The sequence below is a fragment of the Acidobacteriota bacterium genome, assembly GCA_009838525.1.
In the GTDB taxonomy this organism is placed as follows: domain Bacteria; phylum Acidobacteriota; class Vicinamibacteria; order Vicinamibacterales; family UBA8438; genus VXRJ01.
On record VXRJ01000035.1, the window covers coordinates 120170 to 137155 of the forward strand.

A 16986-nucleotide genomic window follows, 5' to 3' on the forward strand; every position below is an offset into this window, starting at 1 on the left:
ACAATGCGCCTCGCGCCCCCGCCATGACCCTTCAGGACCTTATTCTCAGGCTGTCCGGCTTCTGGTCCGAGCGCGGCTGCCTGATCCAACAGCCTCTCGACATCGAGGTGGGTGCGGGCACCATGCACCCGGAGACCTTCCTGCGCGTCATCGGTCCCCGCCACTGGAACGTCGCCTACGTGCAGCCGTCCCGCCGGCCGGCCGACGGCCGTTTTGGCGAGAACCCGAACCGGCTCTTCAAGCACCACCAGTTCCAGGTGATCCTGAAGCCGTCGCCGGACGCCGCGCAGCGGCTCTATCTGGACAGCCTGGAGGCGTGCGGCATCGATCCGGCCCGCCACGACGTACGCTTCGAGGAGGACAACTGGGAATCGCCGACGCTGGGCGCGTGGGGCATCGGCTGGCAGGTGCTGCTCGACGGACTGGAGATCACGCAGTTCACCTACTTCCAGCAGGCGGGTGGCATCGATCTCGCCCCGATCTCGGTCGAGCTGACTTACGGGCTGGAACGCATCGCCATGCACCTGCAGGGTGTGGACGACGTCTACGACCTGGAATGGGCGCCCGGCGTCTCCTACCGCGAGGTGCGGCACCGCGAGGAAGTGGAGCAGTCGAAGTACGCCTTCGGCCGGGTCGACTTGCCCGCCGGCGAGTTCGGACGCATGCACCGCGACCTGTTCGATCGCTACTACGACCTGGGCGAGCGGCTGCTCGCATCGGGCCTGACCCTGCCGGCGCTCGACCACTGCCTGAAGTGCTCGCACGCCTTCAACCTGCTCGACGCCAGTGGCAGCATCGGCGTGACCGAACGCGCGGCGTACATCCTGCGGGTCCGGAAGCTGGCTGTCGCCATTGCCGAGGCGCATGCGGAATGGGAGCGCGGCGAGATGGCGGCCGGCGCTCCGGAGGCGGACCGCCCCGCGCTGGCGGAGGCGGCCGACGGATGAGCATCGAGTACCGCGAGCTCCTCTTCGAAATCGGCTGCGAGGAGATGCCCGCGAGCTGGATTCCCGGCATCGAGGCGCAGCTTGCGGACCGGTTGGCGGCGCGGCTGGACGAAGTTCGCATCGACCGCCGGACGCCGGTTCGCGCGTTCGTCGCTCCCCGCCGGCTCGTGGCCACGGTGGCGGAGCTGGCCGACCAGCAGGCCGATCTGGAAGAAACGGTGACGGGCCCGCCCGTTCGCGCCGCCTTCGACGCCGAGGGCGAGCCGACGCCGGCGGCCCTGGGCTTTGCCCGCAAGCAGGGGGTCGACGTGGCTGCGCTGGAGCGGGTGCAGACCCCGAAGGGCGAGTACCTCGCCTGCCGGCGCACGCAGGCGGGTGACGCGACGGCTTCCGTGCTCGGCGGCGTCCTGGCCGCCACCCTGCGGGACCTGGCGTTTCCGAAGGCGATGCGCTGGGACGCCATGATCGACGATGGCCGCGGCGAGTTCCTTTTCGGCAGACCGGTGCGCTGGCTCGTCTTCCTGTACGCGTCCCGCGTCGTGCCGTTCGAGATTGGCCGGACCCCTGGCGCGGAGGCGCCGGGCGTGGCGGCGGTCCGGGCCGGCGCCGTCACCTATGGACACCGGTTCTTTGCCCGGGAGGGGGCGCCGGGAGCACCGATCGAGGTGGCGTCGTTCGCCGACTACCGGGCGCGTCTGGCCGACGGCTGCGTGCTGATCGACCGGGAGGAGCGGCGTGCGCGCGTCACTTCCGGGCTCGAGGCGGGCGCCGCCGCGGTCGGCGGACGGGTGGCGACGCTCGACGAACAGTCGGCCCTTCACGCCGAGGTGCCCGATCTCGTCGAGCATCCCGCCGTGGTGACCGGGACGTTTCCCCGAGAGTTCCTCGCGCTGCCGGACGAGGTGCTGGCGACCACCATGGTGCACCACCAGCACTACTTCCCGGTCGTCGACGGGGAAGGGCGGCTGTTCGCCCACTTCCTCGCCGTGACTAATACGCCGGGCGACGATGCGGCTCGTAACCGGCGGATTGCCCGCAACGCCGAGCGCGTGCTCGTGGCGCGGCTGCGCGACGCGCGGTTCTTCTGGGACGCGGATCGGGCGCAGCGCCTCGAGGATCGGCTGGAGCGGCTCGACACCCTGCTGTTTCACAAGGCGCTCGGCAGCTATCGGGCCAAGTCGGAGCGGGTGGCGAAGCTGGCAGAGCGGATCGCAGGGAACGTGCTCGGCCGGCCGGACATGGCGGGCGCGGCGCGGCGGGCCGCCACGCTCTGCAAGGCTGACCTGGCCACCGACATGGTGGGCGAGTTCCCGGAACTGCAGGGCGTCATGGGAGGCGTCTACGCGCGCGAACAGGGCGAACCGGAGACGGTCTGGAAGGCCGTCTACCATCACTACCTGCCGATCGGCACCGGCGCCGGCGACCCGCCGTCACGCGACGATCTGGGCGAGGCGGCGGTGACGTGGGCGGCGGTTGCACTCGCCGACAAGCTGGATACCGTCGTCGGCCTGTTCGGCGCCGGCGAGAAGCCGACCGGGTCGCGCGACCCCCTCGGGATCCGGCGTCAGGCGCAGGGAATGCTGCGGATTCTGATCGATCTTCCCGAGCTGACGGGCCTCGACGCCCGCGTTTCGGTTGGAGAGGTCCTCAAACTCGCCCGAGAAATGCACACACGGGACGACTGGTCCAGGGTGTATTGGGCTCTCGACCAGGATTGGGAAGGAAGGGATTTCAGGACCATAGGGGGCATCGGCAAGGAAATCAGCCTGGATCGGAAGCGCGTGGAGCAATTGATCGAGGAGCATCCATCCGAAGTACGCAAGGCCACGGCAACGAAACAACGTCTGTACACGCTGCGACTCAAGCCGGTGAGCTTTCTTCGCGAACGACTCCGCTACCTTCTCGAGGAGCGGGGATTCGACCGGCGGAACGTGCGCGCCGTGACTCACCTGCCGCTAGACCAGATTCGGCCGCTAGACGCCCGCCGCAAACTGGAAGTGTTACCTGAATTCACCGACACGGCCGACTTCCGGACGCTGGCGACTCTCTTCAAGCGCGTCAGGAACATTGCCCGGGAACTAGAGAGGGACGAAGCGGAAGCGGAATCCACCGAGACGATCGAGAGCATGCTCAAGGAGCCGGCCGAACGGGCGTTGGTCGCGGAACTGACCGCTCGGCGCGCCGTGATCGAGGCTGCGGTGGCGACCGGCGCCGGCTTCCGCGGGGCGTTCGCCGAGGCTGCGCGGATCGGTCCTGCCGTCGATCGTTTCTTCACCGACGTGTTCGTCATGGCCGATGACCCGACGCTGCGGCGCGCGCGGCTGCGCCTCATGTACGAGGTCGAGCAGGTCATCCTCCAGCTCGCCGACGTGTCGGAGATTGTGCAGGAGACCTAGCTGTTACGAGTGGACACCTCAGGCGCCGCCGAGGTTCTCGACCCACCGCTTCCAGGGCGAGCGGGCGACGCGCTTGAGGAAGACGCGGTCGGCAGTGACCATTCGCGTCCGTTCACGCTCGGCGAGGGCCAGGTACAGACAGTCGTAGACGGGGTGGTTCAGCGCGACTGCCATCGCGAAGGCCGCTTCATGCAACCGTTCCGATGGCGCCAGCGAATCGAACCAGTGCGGCAGCGTTTTCAGGAACGCCTGCGCCTGGGCTTGCGGCACCGCCCGACTTCGAACCCGTCGCCACGCCACGTTCGCGCACTCGGCGAGAATCATGTCGGGGGCAGTGAAGATGGTGTCTGAAGTTGCCAGGCTGCGCGCTTCGGACGAGAGCGGTTCCTCGAAGAACCACTTGCAGGCGACGCTTGCGTCGATCACGAGCGCCACCGGCGCTCGCGATCCTCACGCAGCAGCGACACGCTGTCTTCCAATGGACCGCCGCTCATGGCTCGGATTCGGTCGGCCTCGGCCACCAGTTCGGCACGGCCGGGCTTCGCCGCGCGCGTCAGGAGCAGTCGAAGCTCGCCTTCCAGCGACCGGTTGTTTCGCCGGGCTCTCTGCTTCAGTGCTGCTACGACTTCGTCGTCCAGGTTTCGTACGATCACCTGTGAATTCCCACGGACGCCGGATTGCGTGCGCCGGCTCGCGTCGCCGACCCTGACGAAGCGCACCTGCTTGTTGACAAGATCGGGTTTTCCGTCCGCCGCCCAGCCCGCCCGCAGCCAACTCAAAGCCTGGGTATGGGTCTTGTCGTTAGCCCACCACTGCGCGTAGCGCTTGGGGTTGCTCGCCGTAGACGGCAGCGATGCGCCGATGATTCCTTCGACTTCCGAAAACGCAAGCAGGCAGAATCCCGCTTGCCGGTCCTCCAGATATCGGGTGAGTGGTTGGTACTTACCCAATGGATGCCTCTTTGGATAGGGATTCTTGATACGGGAATGATATCACCATGTCTCCCAGTTCGCACGACGCGATCCCGCCTCACATGAAGCCGAACAGCAGCGGGAACGCGACGACGACGAACCCGGCCCAGACCGCGTAGACAGGCAGGTAGTCCGTCTGCCAGCGTTCGAGGGCGGAGAACGGCGCCCGACCGGTCAGGAAGCGTGCGTATAGCCAGGCCGACCAGGCCAGGTTGACGAGCAGGACGATGTTCTCGCCCAGGGCCGCCACGCGGTTCGGGCTCAGGCCGAACTCGGAAATGCGTCCCGCGATGGCGGCGAGCGCCACTCCGTCGACTACGAGGGCGCTCACCACGAGCAGGAGTTGCAGCGCATCGAACGCGTCGGGTGGCGCCTGCGCGTCCCGCGCCGAGACCGCGTAGAGGAGCAGGCCGAGGACGAGCGCCAGCAGCAGGTCGAAGCCGATGAGCACCTCCCGCTCCATGTCGATGCCGCGCCCGGTCCAGACCATGGTGGCGAGGAAGACCAGCAGGACGGCCGCGAACAGCGGGGTGAACAGGCGCGTCAGCACGGGCGCCATGTTCTCGACGACGCTCTGCTTCGCCTCGACCAGCCAGGCGCCGACGATGACCGCGCCCATCGCGCCGCACGGAAGCATCCATTGCGTTGCGAACCACGCGATGTCCGCCCCGATGGCGCGGAAGGTCACCGCGGTGAAGCCGGTGAGGACGCCACCGCCCAGAGCCATCAACACGTAGTAGATGAACAGTTCGCCCGAGAAGCGGACGAAGTCCATGCGCCGGCGGCTGTCGCGCCAATGCCCGCCGGTGTAGGCAATGCCGACGGCGAGCCAGAGCGCGATGGGGAGATGCAGCGCGGCGAGCGTCCACGTATGACCGGCTGGCGCGAAGGGATAGATGTTGATGACGAGCGCGGCCGCGGCGAACGCTACGGCCAGGCGGACGCACCCCCGGCGATCCAGGCGACGCTTCCACGCGAAGTAGCCGGCGAGGAACGGGAACACGAAGAGGCTGAGGTTCGGGAAGTAAAGGTCGCCGGAGTCGCCCACGCCCTCTCCCGATCCGATATGCGGGTAGCCGAACAGCTCGGGCACCTTGACCGCCGCCGCCGCGGCTACGGCCAGGGCCAGCACGACAACGGTCTCGCGGTTGGTGCCAGCGCCCGCCGCGCCGTCCGACTCCGGGGAGACGACGAGCTGTTTCCAGAGCCGTTCGGAGTGCTCGCGCGCGAACTCGCGTGACACCGCGTCGAGGTTGCCCATCCGTTTGACAGCGACCAGAAACGCCTCGTCCGGGGCGAGACCGGCATCGACGAGCTCGGCCACCTGATCCCGGAGGTGGGCTTCCAGCTCGTCCACGTCGGACGCGCTGATCGCCGGCCGCTGGCGCAGCCAGTTGCGCCATTGCGTGAACTGTCCTTCGAGCGTGCCGTCGTCTGTCACCATGTCGGCTCCAGTCCCCACCCGGGCGGCGTCAGTCCGGCGTCGGGCGCTGCACGGAACTCCATCCAAACCCCGCGCAGCGTCGAGTCCACCACCTGCCACTGCCGTCGCTGGGTCGCCAGGTGCGCCCGCCCGGCCTCGGTGATGCGATAGTAGCGGCGGCGTCGGCCGCTATCGGCGGTCGCCCAGCGCGCCTCGACGTAGTCGAGCCGCTCCAGGCGGTGCAGGACGGGATACAGCATCCCGTCAGTCCATCGGAGCTGTCCGCCGGAGAGTTCGCCGACCCGCTTGATGATCGCGTAGCCGTAGCTGTCCCCGTCGGCCAGTATGGACAGCACAAGCGGCGCCGCCGACGCGGCTACCAGGTCCTTGCTGATGTTCATGGTCGAGTTCGTGACGGTTAGGTGAATATACATAGCATAGCAATGCATAGTGTTTCAAGGCGTTAAGTCTCTCAGTTGCCGAAGCGCCGCCCTTTTCTGCGGTTCCCTGCCCCACCCGGGAAGGAAAAGGCGTGATCAAAATATGAGTGCGTGATATCGTATTAGGATATTTCTAGAGGATATCCATGAATGCAATCTCTCTCAAGCTTCCGGAACAACTGCTGGTGGCAGCGGGTGAGTGCGCCGCAGCTCTGCAACTGTCGCGCGCCGAGTACATCCGGCGGGCGCTCGAGGTGATGAACCGTGACACTCGCGCGCGCCTGCGGGCGGACCGGTTGCGGGCGGTTTCCCATCGTGTCCGGCGGGACAGCATGCGCATCAATGCCGAGTTCGATGCCATCGAAAGGGATGTCGATGCCTGATCGCGGCGAGATCTGGATCGCAGATCTGAATCCGCCGCGCGGCACGGAACCTGGCAAGACCCGGCCGGTCCTCGTTGTGCAGGCGCAGGCACTACTCGACGCCGAGCATCCTTCAACTCTTGTCGCTCCGCTGACTACACGGCTGCTGGACGATGCCGAACCGCTCCGGATCAGGATCCCGGCTGCAGGAGAGCTGCGACGGGAAGCGGACGCGCTGATCGATCAACTCCGGGCCATCGACAACCGGCGGCTGGTCCGGGGACCTCTTGCACGCGCGGGTCCGCACGTGATGGGAAGGCTGGGCGAAGCGCTGCTGGAGGTTCTGGGCCTCGCCGAGTAGCCAGATTTCTCAGAGGGCGGGCCTCAGGCGGCCCTGACCCAGCGGATCAGCGTCCTGACGTCGGGCGGCTTGCCGTACATCAGCAGGCCGATCCGAAACACCTTGGCGGCGACCCAGACCGCCGCGACCACCGAGGCGAGCCCGGTGCCGATGGAGATCCACACCTCCCACCACGGCGGCGGCTGGGTCGACGCCATGCGGAAGAGCATGGTGAAGGTGTTGAGGGGCGGCAGATGGCTGGTCACGACGGCGAGCGTCGAACCGGGATCGCGGGAGATGGCCGGCCAGAGGAACCAGGGGACCATCATGACCATCATCAGCGGCATCTGCAGCGACTGCGCTTCCGTCATGTCGTTGACCGCCGCGCCCACCGCCAGCATCAGGGACCCGAGGACGAAGAAGCCGATCAGGAAGAAGATCAGCAGGTAGAGAATCAGCCACGGATCGAGCAGGCCGAACATCGAGAAGGACCAGAGCGCGACGAGGCCCAATCCGACGTAGACGCCGATCATGACCAGGCTGATCGCGACCGCGCCGAGCAACTTGCCGGCCATCAGCTCCATGGGTGATACGGCCGACAGAAGCACCTCCACCACCCGGGTCGACTTCTCCTCGATGGTCGACGTCAACATGGTCTGACCGCCGGCCATGATCCCCATGAACAGCAGGATCATGAAGGCCATCGGGAGCAGCGAGTTGAATCCGCGGACGGTTTCTCGCTCGTTCTCGGGGCCGACGGTCGTCGCCGTTTGCCGCGGTACGTCGAACAGGGTGTCGAGCGCGGCCCGGTCCAGCGCGCGGGACGCGGCGCGCGCGTCCGCGATGGCGTCCCGGACGTTGCGGTGGATGAACGACAGGTCGCGGTCGTCGAGACCGGGCGGCACGTAGAGGTCGTACGTGCCGAGTTCGTCCCCGGGCGCCGCCGCTTCCACCGCGTCGGCGTGAATCACGATGAGCGCCGTGTGGCGCGGCCCGTCCGTGGTCTCGTTGAGCCAGTCTTTAGCCGCTTCAACGTCCGTGTCCGCGGGAAGCGGCGACAGGCGGACTTCCGGCGCGGGGCCGAGCGCTTCTTCCATTGCTCCCTGTGCGGCCGCCTCGGCCATGTCCTGCACTACCTGCGGGGCCTGGTCGAGAGTCCGCCGGAATTCCTCCATCCTGCGCCGGGCGACGGAGTCCGGATCCAGCGCGTCGGCCATTTCCGCGTAGACGGCGCCGGTCGGGTCGATGACGGCGTATTCGCCTTCTATCTGGTAGCCCCCGTCGCTGAAGAGGCTGGGCGCCAGCAACGCCACCGCCACGCCGATGGCGGGCGTAATGAACAGCCCGATAATGAAGCCCTTGGTGGCCACGGTCGCCAGGAAGTCCCGGATCGCGACGCGCAGGATGCGCCTCATGGGGACACCTCGTCCGCCGCGGTCTCGCGAAGCGCCGCGCGCAGCCGTTCCGCTTCGGTCGCGGCGCCGCCGCCCGCCACCAACTCGATGAACACGTCTTCGAGCCGCGGACGGGACAGCTCGATGCGGGCGGCCGGGGTCGTTTCCATGAAGCGGCGCATCGCGGCGGCCGGATCGGTGCCGGCGCGCAGCAGGATTTCCAGTTCACCGCCCTCGGTCATCACCCGTTCCACGCCGGGAATGGAGGCAAGCCCGGTCGTGTCGGCTTCGGAATGGAGCGGCTCGAACCGGATCGTGCGCGGATCGTAGCGGCTCCGGACCTCGCTCAGGTCGGCGTCCAGTACCTTGCGGCCCTCGTGCACCATGATGACGTGCTCGCAGATTTCCTCGGCCTGCGGCATGACGTGCGTCGAAAAGAGCACGGTGGCGCCCCGGGCGTGCTCCTCGAGAATCAGGTCGCGCAGCAACCGCATGCTGACAGGATCGAGTCCGCTGAAGGGCTCGTCCAGGATCAGCAGGTCCGGCTTGTGGATCGTCGCGCCGACGAACTGCACCTTCTGGGACATGCCCTTGGACAGCTCGTCGCAGCGTTTCGACTCGACGCCTTTCAGGCCGACCCGTTCCAATGCCCCGGCGACCCGCCCGTCGAGGTCGGGACCGTCGGCGCCCTTGAGGCGCGCGAGGTAGCGCAGGAACGGTCCCACCTTCATTCGTTTATACAGGCCGCGCTCCTCCGGCAGGTAGCCGATGCGGTCCTTCGCCTCCAGTGCGGAGGCGTGACCCAGGATGGAGAGGTCGCCGGCGTCCGGGAACAGGATCGACATGATCATCCGGATGGTGGTCGTCTTGCCGGCCCCGTTCGGTCCGATGAAGCCGTAGAGGCCGCCTCGCGGCACCTCCAGATCGAGATCGGAAACCGCGGTCATATGGCCGAACGTCTTCCGGACGCCGGTCAGCCGGATGGCGGGTTTCATGCTCCTCAAGGTCAGGACGCCGGTTCGCTTCCGGGGGTTACGTGTGACACCTCGCACCCTTCCGCGCGCGCGGCGTGCGATAGGTCTTCGTCCCAGCAGGCGAATATCACCGACTCGCCGATCCGTCGAGCCAGCTCGAGACATGACGCGAGATGCACGCAATCCGCGCCCCGCAGGGCGTACCGCTCCGCGAGGCGTCGGATCGAGGGTTCGAGCACGGGCGTCAGCTCCACGATCGCCAACGTCGACCAGTCGCGCTCGAAGTCGGCCAGGGCCTTGTCCAGGCTTGCCCGTGTGCGTGGTTCGGTGCGCGCCTTGCGCCGGAAGGCGCATACGGTCTCCGCGTAAGTGAGTCGCGACGTCGCGAGGTGATCCGCTCCCTCCCAGAGTGCCAGCATCCGCACCGTGCCCGGCTCGCGTACGTAGCGCTTTACCAGCGCGCTCGTGTCCAGATAGACGGTCATCGCCGGTCTTCGGAGACGATCAGCGAAAGCGGTTTGCCGGCGAGCCGGTAGGTTGTCAGGCCGGCGCGCCGATGCGGCTTGTCGCGTAGCGTCAGAAAGCCCGTATCCGCCAGTTCCTTGAAGCGTTCTTCGATCGGTCGGGCGCGCGCCGACTCTCTGACGATACGCGCCACCGGCCGGCCCCGGTCGGTAATCAACACCTCTTCACCGGAGCGAACGGCGGCGAGAAGACTGCTGAGGCGAGACTTCACCTCACGGATTCCCGCGGTAATCATGATCCGGATGTCCTTGAAAGAACTACGTTTCCATCAATGTAGTCACATGCCGGTTGGTTGGTCAACCCCGCGGGCGGGGATCGTGGTTGCCGGCGCGCGCCAGTCGCCGATCCCTGCGCCACGGGGGAAGCCGGCTGCTAGAATAGCCGCGCGGATCCCGCCGTCCACCGTCAGGGAACCACCGCAGGAGACGGACCTACAAGGATGCCCAGGAAGCAGTCGGCGCCGAAGCGCAAGCCCACCACACGCACTCGCCAACAGGCCGCTCCGAAGAAGAAGTACGTCCATTTCTTCGGCGGCGGATCCGCCGAGGGGGATCGGACCATGCGCGACCTGCTGGGCGGCAAGGGCGCGAACCTGGCCGAGATGACCAACGCCGGGCTGCCGGTGCCGCCCGGATTCACGATTTCGACCGATGCGTGCACCGCTTACTACGAGCAGCGGCGTCGCGTGCCGGCCGCCATCGACACCGAGATGGATCGGCATCTCGCCCGGCTGGAAGAACTGGCGGGAGCGCAGTTGGGGTCGGCGGAGCAGCCGTTGCTGGTGTCGGTCCGGTCGGGGTCCAAGTTCTCGATGCCGGGGATGATGGACACCATCCTGAACCTGGGTCTCAACGATCGGGCCGTAGAAGGCCTCAAGGCGCGCACGTCCAACGGCCGGTTCGCGTTCGACAGCTACCGGCGCTTCATTCAGATGTTCGGCAACGTCGTCCTGGAGATACCGAAGGAGGCGTTCGAGGAGGAGTTCGATGGCGTGAAGGCGAACCGCGGCGTCGAGCTGGACACCGAGCTGGACGAAATCGCCCTGCGCGAAGTGGTCGACCGCTTCAAGGCGGTGGTGATCCGCGAGAGCGGCGAGCCGTTTCCGCTCGACCCGCGACGGCAGCTCCGGATGGCGCGCGACGCGGTCTTCCGTTCGTGGCAGAACCCGCGCGCGAAGGAGTACCGCCGCATCTACGACATCCCGGACGCTATTGGCACGGCCGTGAACGTGCAGGCGATGGTGTTCGGCAATACCGGCGAGCGCTCCGGCACCGGCGTCGGATTCACTCGCAACCCGTCGACGGGGGCCAATGAGTTCTACGGCGAATTCCTGATCAACGCCCAGGGTGAGGACGTCGTGGCAGGCATTCGCACGCCGCAGCCGATCCACGAGCTGGAGCACGTGATGCCGCGCGCCTACGACGAGTTGCGGACGATCACGAAACGCCTGGAGCAGCACTACCGGGACGTGCAGGACTTCGAGTTCACGATCGAGAACGAGAAGCTGTACATGCTGCAGACCCGGAACGGGAAGCGCACGGGACACGCCGCCGTGGTGATTGCCACCGATCTGGTGGACGAGGGAGTGATCGAGCCGGCTGACGCGGTCCGCATGGTGGATCCGGACGCGCTGACCCAATTGCTGGCGCCGGTCTTCGAACCGGCCGCTTGGCGGGCGTTGCCGACGGTGACCCGCGGTCTGCCCGCCTCGCCCGGTGCGGCATGCGGCGAGGTGGTCTTCACCGCCGACGAAGCGGTGCGCTGGGCCGGCCAGGGCCGCGACGTCCTGCTGGTGCGCAAGGAGACGGTGCCGGACGACATCCATGGCATGCACGTGGCGCGGGGCGTCCTGACGGCAACCGGCGGCATGACGTCGCACGCGGCGGTGGTCGGCCGTCAGATGGGCAAGCCGTCGGTGGTAGGGGCGGGTGAACTGCACGTTTCCGAGACGCAGCGGATCGTGACCGTCAATGGAGAGCGTTTCGAGCAGGGCGACTACGTGTCGTTTGATGGACTGACCGGCGAGGTGAAAATTGGCCGCGTCCCGACGAAGCCCAGCGAGATTCTGCAGGTGCTCTCCGGCGAGTTGAGCCAGCGCAAATCCGACATCTACCGGCGATTCTCGAAGCTGTTGAAGTGGGCCGACAAGATTCGCCGCCTCGGCATCCGCGCCAACGCGGACCAGCCGGACCAGGCGGCGACGGCCTATGCGTTCGGCGCGCGCGGCATCGGTCTCTGCCGGACCGAGCACATGTTCTTCGGCGAGGAACGCATCCCGATTGTGCAGCGGATGATCCTGGCGGAGACGGAGGCGGAGCGGCGGATGGCGCTGGACGAGCTGCTGCCGATGCAGCGCGAGGACTTCTACGGCGTCTTCCAGGCGATGCGCGGCCAACCCGTCACCATCCGGCTGATAGACCCGCCGCTACACGAGTTCCTCCCCAAGCGCGAGGAGTTGATGGTCGAGATCGCGCGGGACGAAGCTCACGGACGCACGGACGGGCTTGAGGCCAAGCGGGCTCTTCTGCGGCGGGTCGAACAGCTCCACGAGTTCAACCCGATGATGGGTCACCGGGGGGTCCGGCTCGCCATCAGCTACCCGGAGATAGCCGAGATGCAGGCGCGGGCCATCATGGAGGCGGCCTGCCGCCTGGCGAAGGAGGGCGCGAAGGTCATTCCGGAGATCATGATCCCGCTGGTTGGCCATGTCGGCGAGTTCCAGGATCAGAAGGCCGTAATCGACCGGGTCGCGGCGGAGACGATCACCACCGCCGGCGTGAAGGTGAAGTACCTGGTCGGGACGATGATAGAAATCCCGCGCAGCGTGCTGGTGGCCGACGCGATCGCGGCCGACGCGGACTTCTTCTCGTTCGGCACCAACGATCTGACCCAGATGGCCTTCGGGTTCTCGCGGGACGATATCGCCAAGTTCCTGAAGGACTACCAGGAGCGTGGGATCCTGACCCGCGACCCGTTCGAGACCATAGACACCGAAGGCGTCGGCGCGCTGATCCGTATCGGGGCCGACCGGGGGCGCGCCGCGAAGCCGAAGCTCAAGCTCGGAGTCTGCGGCGAGCATGGAGGCGACCCCGCCTCGATCTACTTCTTCGACGACGTGGGGCTCGACTACGTCAGCGCGTCCCCCTTCCGTGTGCCGACGGCCCGGCTGGCGGCGGCGCAGGCCACGCTTGCCGCAAAGGACTGAGAACCCGTGGCGCAGGCCACCCGCATCAGGCAGCTTCCCGCCGGGCTGGCGAATCAGATCGCGGCGGGCGAAGTGGTCGAGCGGCCGGCGTCGGCCGTCAAGGAACTGGTCGAGAACGCGCTCGACGCGGGCGCGACCCGCATTGCCGTCGCCATCGAGTTCGGCGGCAAGCGGCTGATCCGGGTCGAGGACGACGGCGAGGGGATGACCTCGGCGGACGCCGTACTGGCCGTCGAGCGGCACGCCACGAGCAAGATTCGGACGCCGGACGACCTGGCCGCCATCGCGACGCTCGGTTTCCGGGGGGAGGCGCTCCCGAGCATCGCGTCGGTCTCCCACTTCCGGTTGCGGACGCGCGCGCGAGGCGAAGCAAGCGGCACCGAGGTGCGCGTGGACGGCGGCGGGAAACCGGAGGCGACCGAGACCGGCGCGCCCGAGGGCACGCTGGTCGAGGTGCGCGACCTTTTCTACAACGTTCCCGCACGGCGGAAGTTCCTGAAGTCGGACGGCGCGGAAACGACGCACATCTCGCGGGCGATGACCCAGGTCGCGCTCGGCTACGTCGGCGTCGGGTTTCTCCTGAAGAGCGGCAACCGAACCCTGATCGACTGCCCGCCGGCGTCTGACTTCGACGAGCGTTTCTTCCAGATCTACGGCGAGCGGCCCGATCTCGTGCCGGTCAGGAAGCAGGCCGGAGGCGTTCGCCTCACCGGTCTCGCCGCGGCCCTCGCCGAGGAGGGATCGACGCGCGGCCCGCAGCACCTGTGGGTGAACCGCCGCGCGGTGAAGGACAAGACGATCCTGCACGCGGTGAACGAAGGCTACCGGCGCGCCACGATCAAGCCGCGCAGCCCGGAGGTGCATCTGTTCATCGAGCTGCCGCCCGACCGGGTCGACGTCAACGTCCATCCCGCGAAGGCGGAGGTCCGCTTTCTGGAGCAGTCGCTGGTGCACGAGGTGGTGCGCCGCGGGATGCTGGAAGCGCTCGGCGGGGACGCGGTGCCGACCCTGTCGCTCGAACCGCCGGGCGCGCCGGCGCCCGAACCGCGCGACCGGTCGATACCCGGTATCGTCAGCACCCTTGGCGCCGGGGGCGGCTGGAAGCCGGCGGCTGGCGGTTCGCGCGGGCCGGGTGGCGCATCCGTGGCGCATGACCGCGCGGACGCCGCGAGCGGGGCGCCGGGCGGACGCCGGCAGGACGCCGTGGAGTCGGCGGCGGTCTCGCCGACGGTCACCTGGAGGCCGGCCGGCATGGAGGCGGGAGGCGCCGAGACGGCGCCGCTCATCCCGCTCGGCCAGTTCCGCGACACCTTCATCGTGGCGGTGGACAACGATGGAGTCGTCCTGATCGATCAGCATGTGGCCCATGAGCGGATCCTTTACGAGCAGGTGAAGGAGCGGCTGACGTCGGGCCGCCTCGAGTCGCAGCGCCTGCTCGAGCCGCTGCTGATGGATCTTCCCCCCGGCGCGCGCGAGGCGCTCGCCGCCCACGCCGCCGAGCTGGACCGCCTCGGCTTCGAGATCGAGCCGTTCGGCGGTGACAGTATCCGGGTCGCGGCGGTTCCGGCGCTCTTCGACCGTGCCGCCTGCGAGGCGACGGTCCGTGCCCTGGCGAACGACCTGGAAGGGTTCGAACGGGGCGCCAACGTCGAGGACGCGATCAGCCGGATAGCCGCCACGACTGCCTGTCACGCCGCCGTGAAGGCGCATGACACGCTGACTCGCGAGAAAATGACCTGGATCCTGCAGGAGCTCCGCCGGACGTCGTACTCCACCGTCTGCCCCCACGGACGCCCGGTGCTCCTTCGTATTCCCCGGCTGGAGATCGAACGCCGCTTCGAGCGCATCTAGGGCGCCGACGCCCGGTGCGCCGGCCTCCTGGCCGGCACAATCACGCGGGTTGTGGTCAGGTCAACTCGCTACAATAGGAGCCGCCATACGCTGCGAGGCTCCAGGAGTTTCATCATGCAGACAACTCGGCTCGCCCTGGCGCCAGGGCTGCTAGCGGTTCTCGCCGTTCTCGCGGCGCCCGCGATGGCGCAGACCGACAACGGCGAGTGGCGGAGCTACGGGGGCGACATCGCCAATACGCGGTACGCGCCGCTCGATCTGATTGACGGCTCCAACTTCAACGACCTCGAGGAGGTGTGGCGCCTCCAGACCCGCAACTTCGGACCCGAGCCGGAGTTCAACTTCCAGGCGACGCCGCTGATGGTGGACGGCGTCGTCTACTCGACGGCCGGTCTGCGCCGGGCGGCCATCGCGGCCGATGCCGGCACCGGCGAACTGCTCTGGATGCACCGGCTGGACGAGGGGGAGCGGGCGGAAGTGGCGCCGCGCCGCCGGTCCGGCCGCGGCCTTGCCTACCGCGACGACGGAGGCGATGGCCAGATCTTCTATGTGACGCCCGGCTACCGGCTGGTCGGCCTGAACGCCCGGACCGGCGAGCGCCTGCCCGGCTTCGGCGAGGATGGCATCGTGGACCTGATGCAGAACATGGACCAGGAAATCGATCCCCTCTCGGGTGAGATCGGCCTGCACGCGACGCCGCTGGTGGCGGGTGACACCATCGTCGTCGGCGCCGCGCACGTTCCCGGAAGCGCACCCCGTTCGATGCGGAACACGAAGGGCTATATCCGCGGCTTCGATGCCGACTCGGGAACCCGGAAGTGGATCTTCCACACGATTCCGGGCGCCGACGAGTTCGGTAACGACACGTGGCTGAACGATTCGTGGCGTTACACCGGCAACACCGGGGTCTGGGGGCAGATTGGCGCCGACCTGGAACTCGGCATCGTCTATCTGCCGACCGAGATGCCGACCAACGACTACTACGGCGGTCACCGCCATGGCGACAATCTGTTCTCGGACAGCATCGTCGCGGTCGATATCGAAACCGGCGACCGCCTCTGGCACTACCAGGTGATCAAGCACGACGTCTGGGACTGGGACTTTCCCTGCGCGCCGGTCCTCGTCGACGTGACGATGAACGGTGTCGAGCGGAAGCTGATCGCGCAGCCGAGCAAGCAGGCATGGCTGTATGTGCTCGACCGCGAGACGGGCGAGCCCATCTGGCCGGTCGAGGAGCGCGAGATGCCGGCCTCCGACGTGCCCGGAGAGCTCCTTTCCCCGACCCAGCTCTTCCCGACGAGGCCGCTGCCGTACGACCGGCAGGGGGTGAGCATCGACGATCTGATCGACTTCACGCCGGAGCTGCGGGCCGAGGCGGTGGAGCGGGTGGCGAACTTCCGGATGGGTCCGATCTTCACGCCGCCGGTGGTCGCTGACCCGGCGAGCCCCTACGGTACGCTGATGCTGCCGTCGGCGGGCGGGGGGACCAACTGGCCGGGCGGGTCGGTCGACCCGGAAACCGGCATCTTCTACCAGTACTCGTTCACGCAGGTCACCTCGCTCGGCCTCGTGAACGACCCGGAGCGTTCCGACATGAACTACATCCGGGGGAATCCGCCCGGCGTGTCGGCCCGCCTGCGTTCGCTCACCATTGATGGCCTGCCCCTGATTCAACCGCCGTGGGGGCGCATCACGGCGATAGACCTGGCGACCGGCGAACACGTCTGGCAGATTCCACATGGCGAGCCGCCGGACGCGGTGCGGAACCATGCCGCTATCGCCGGGCGGGCCCTGGGCCGCCTGGGCTGGATCGGCCGCGTCGGAACCCTGATCACGCCGACATTGGTGATCGCGGGCGATCCCGTCTCGTACACCACGGAGACGGGCGACGTGGGAGCCATGCTCCGCGCGTACGACAAGGCGACCGGAGAGGAACTGGGCGCCGTCTACATGCCGGCGGCCGTCTCGGGCGCGCCGATGACCTATCTGCATGAGGGACAGCAGTACATCGTCACCGCGATCGGCAACGGCGGTCACGTGGGCGAGCTGATCGCCTACCGGCTGCCGGAAACGGAATAGGAACTTGCGCCGTAGAAGTATCGCGTCAGCGAGACCTCCAACGCGCCCGTAAGGGCGCGCGTCCGCAGGCGCAACGAGC

At 67.7% G+C, this 16986-nt stretch carries 15 protein-coding genes; 7 read left to right on the forward strand and 8 right to left on the reverse strand.

Annotated elements, in window-relative coordinates; translation table 11 throughout:
- Positions 1 to 23: 23 nt before the first annotated feature.
- Positions 24 to 947 carry a glycine--tRNA ligase subunit alpha gene (locus tag F4Y45_15920; protein ID MXY25991.1) on the forward strand — a complete coding sequence of 308 codons (924 nt, stop codon included), beginning with the start codon at positions 24 to 26 and terminating at the stop codon, positions 945 to 947.
- Positions 872 to 3343, forward strand: a complete 2472-nt coding sequence (locus F4Y45_15925) for a glycine--tRNA ligase subunit beta (GenBank protein MXY25992.1) — start codon at positions 872 to 874, stop codon at positions 3341 to 3343. Before F4Y45_15920 ends, F4Y45_15925 begins: the two co-directional genes overlap by 76 nt.
- Positions 3344 to 3361: 18 nt before the next feature.
- Here F4Y45_15925 and F4Y45_15930 read toward each other — a convergent pair whose 3' ends face one another.
- The 4 genes from F4Y45_15930 to F4Y45_15945 form a co-directional block, all read right to left on the reverse strand.
- On the reverse strand, positions 3362 to 3778 hold the full coding sequence (locus F4Y45_15930) for a type II toxin-antitoxin system VapC family toxin (GenBank protein ID MXY25993.1): 417 nt from the start codon (positions 3776 to 3778) through the stop codon (positions 3362 to 3364).
- Positions 3766 to 4293, reverse strand: a complete 528-nt coding sequence (locus F4Y45_15935) for a hypothetical protein (GenBank protein ID MXY25994.1) — start codon at positions 4291 to 4293, stop codon at positions 3766 to 3768. Before F4Y45_15935 ends, F4Y45_15930 begins: the two co-directional genes overlap by 13 nt.
- A 79-nt stretch (positions 4294 to 4372) precedes the next feature.
- Positions 4373 to 5758 (reverse strand): hypothetical protein, encoded by a 1386-nt coding sequence (locus F4Y45_15940; GenBank protein ID MXY25995.1) that lies wholly within the window; start codon positions 5756 to 5758, stop codon positions 4373 to 4375.
- The gene (locus F4Y45_15945; GenBank protein MXY25996.1) at positions 5752 to 6138 is read right to left on the reverse strand and encodes a PadR family transcriptional regulator; all 387 of its coding nucleotides are present in this window, start codon (positions 6136 to 6138) and stop codon (positions 5752 to 5754) included. Before F4Y45_15945 ends, F4Y45_15940 begins: the two co-directional genes overlap by 7 nt.
- A 185-nt stretch (positions 6139 to 6323) precedes the next feature.
- Here F4Y45_15945 and F4Y45_15950 point away from each other — a divergent pair, with 185 nt between their 5' ends.
- Together F4Y45_15950 and F4Y45_15955 are read left to right on the forward strand one after the other, a co-directional pair.
- Positions 6324 to 6560, forward strand: coding sequence for a CopG family transcriptional regulator (locus F4Y45_15950; GenBank protein MXY25997.1), 237 nt, complete (start codon positions 6324 to 6326; stop codon positions 6558 to 6560).
- A complete protein-coding gene (locus F4Y45_15955; protein ID MXY25998.1) occupies positions 6553 to 6900 on the forward strand; it encodes a type II toxin-antitoxin system PemK/MazF family toxin in 348 nt (115 codons plus the stop codon). The genes F4Y45_15950 and F4Y45_15955 overlap by 8 nt, the downstream gene beginning before the upstream one ends.
- A 23-nt stretch (positions 6901 to 6923) precedes the next feature.
- On the opposite strand, the gene F4Y45_15960 is transcribed toward F4Y45_15955, so the two are convergent.
- Genes F4Y45_15960 through F4Y45_15975 form a run of 4 tightly spaced genes read right to left on the reverse strand, consistent with a single transcriptional unit; the run spans position 6924 to position 10007 of the window.
- Complete coding sequence (locus tag F4Y45_15960) at positions 6924 to 8294, reverse strand: ABC transporter permease (protein MXY25999.1); 1371 nt, start codon at positions 8292 to 8294, stop codon at positions 6924 to 6926.
- Entirely contained in the window at positions 8291 to 9412 is a 1122-nt protein-coding gene (locus F4Y45_15965) for an ATP-binding cassette domain-containing protein (GenBank protein MXY26000.1), read from the reverse strand. The genes F4Y45_15960 and F4Y45_15965 overlap by 4 nt, the downstream gene beginning before the upstream one ends.
- Positions 9280 to 9732, reverse strand: a complete 453-nt coding sequence (locus tag F4Y45_15970) for a type II toxin-antitoxin system VapC family toxin (protein ID MXY26001.1) — start codon at positions 9730 to 9732, stop codon at positions 9280 to 9282. The genes F4Y45_15965 and F4Y45_15970 overlap by 133 nt, the downstream gene beginning before the upstream one ends.
- A complete protein-coding gene (locus F4Y45_15975; GenBank protein ID MXY26002.1) occupies positions 9729 to 10007 on the reverse strand; it encodes a type II toxin-antitoxin system prevent-host-death family antitoxin in 279 nt (92 codons plus the stop codon). Before F4Y45_15975 ends, F4Y45_15970 begins: the two co-directional genes overlap by 4 nt.
- A 204-nt stretch (positions 10008 to 10211) precedes the next feature.
- On the opposite strand from F4Y45_15975, the gene F4Y45_15980 reads away from it, so the two are divergent.
- From F4Y45_15980 to F4Y45_15990, 3 genes are all read left to right on the forward strand, one after another.
- Positions 10212 to 12977 (forward strand): pyruvate, phosphate dikinase, encoded by a 2766-nt coding sequence (locus F4Y45_15980; GenBank protein ID MXY26003.1) that lies wholly within the window; start codon positions 10212 to 10214, stop codon positions 12975 to 12977.
- Between the two features lie 6 nt (positions 12978 to 12983).
- A complete protein-coding gene (gene mutL, locus F4Y45_15985; GenBank protein MXY26004.1) occupies positions 12984 to 14828 on the forward strand; it encodes a DNA mismatch repair endonuclease MutL in 1845 nt (614 codons plus the stop codon).
- Positions 14829 to 14939: 111 nt separating this feature from the next.
- Positions 14940 to 16907, forward strand: coding sequence for a PQQ-binding-like beta-propeller repeat protein (locus F4Y45_15990; protein ID MXY26005.1), 1968 nt, complete (start codon positions 14940 to 14942; stop codon positions 16905 to 16907).
- Positions 16908 to 16986: the final 79 nt, after the last annotated feature.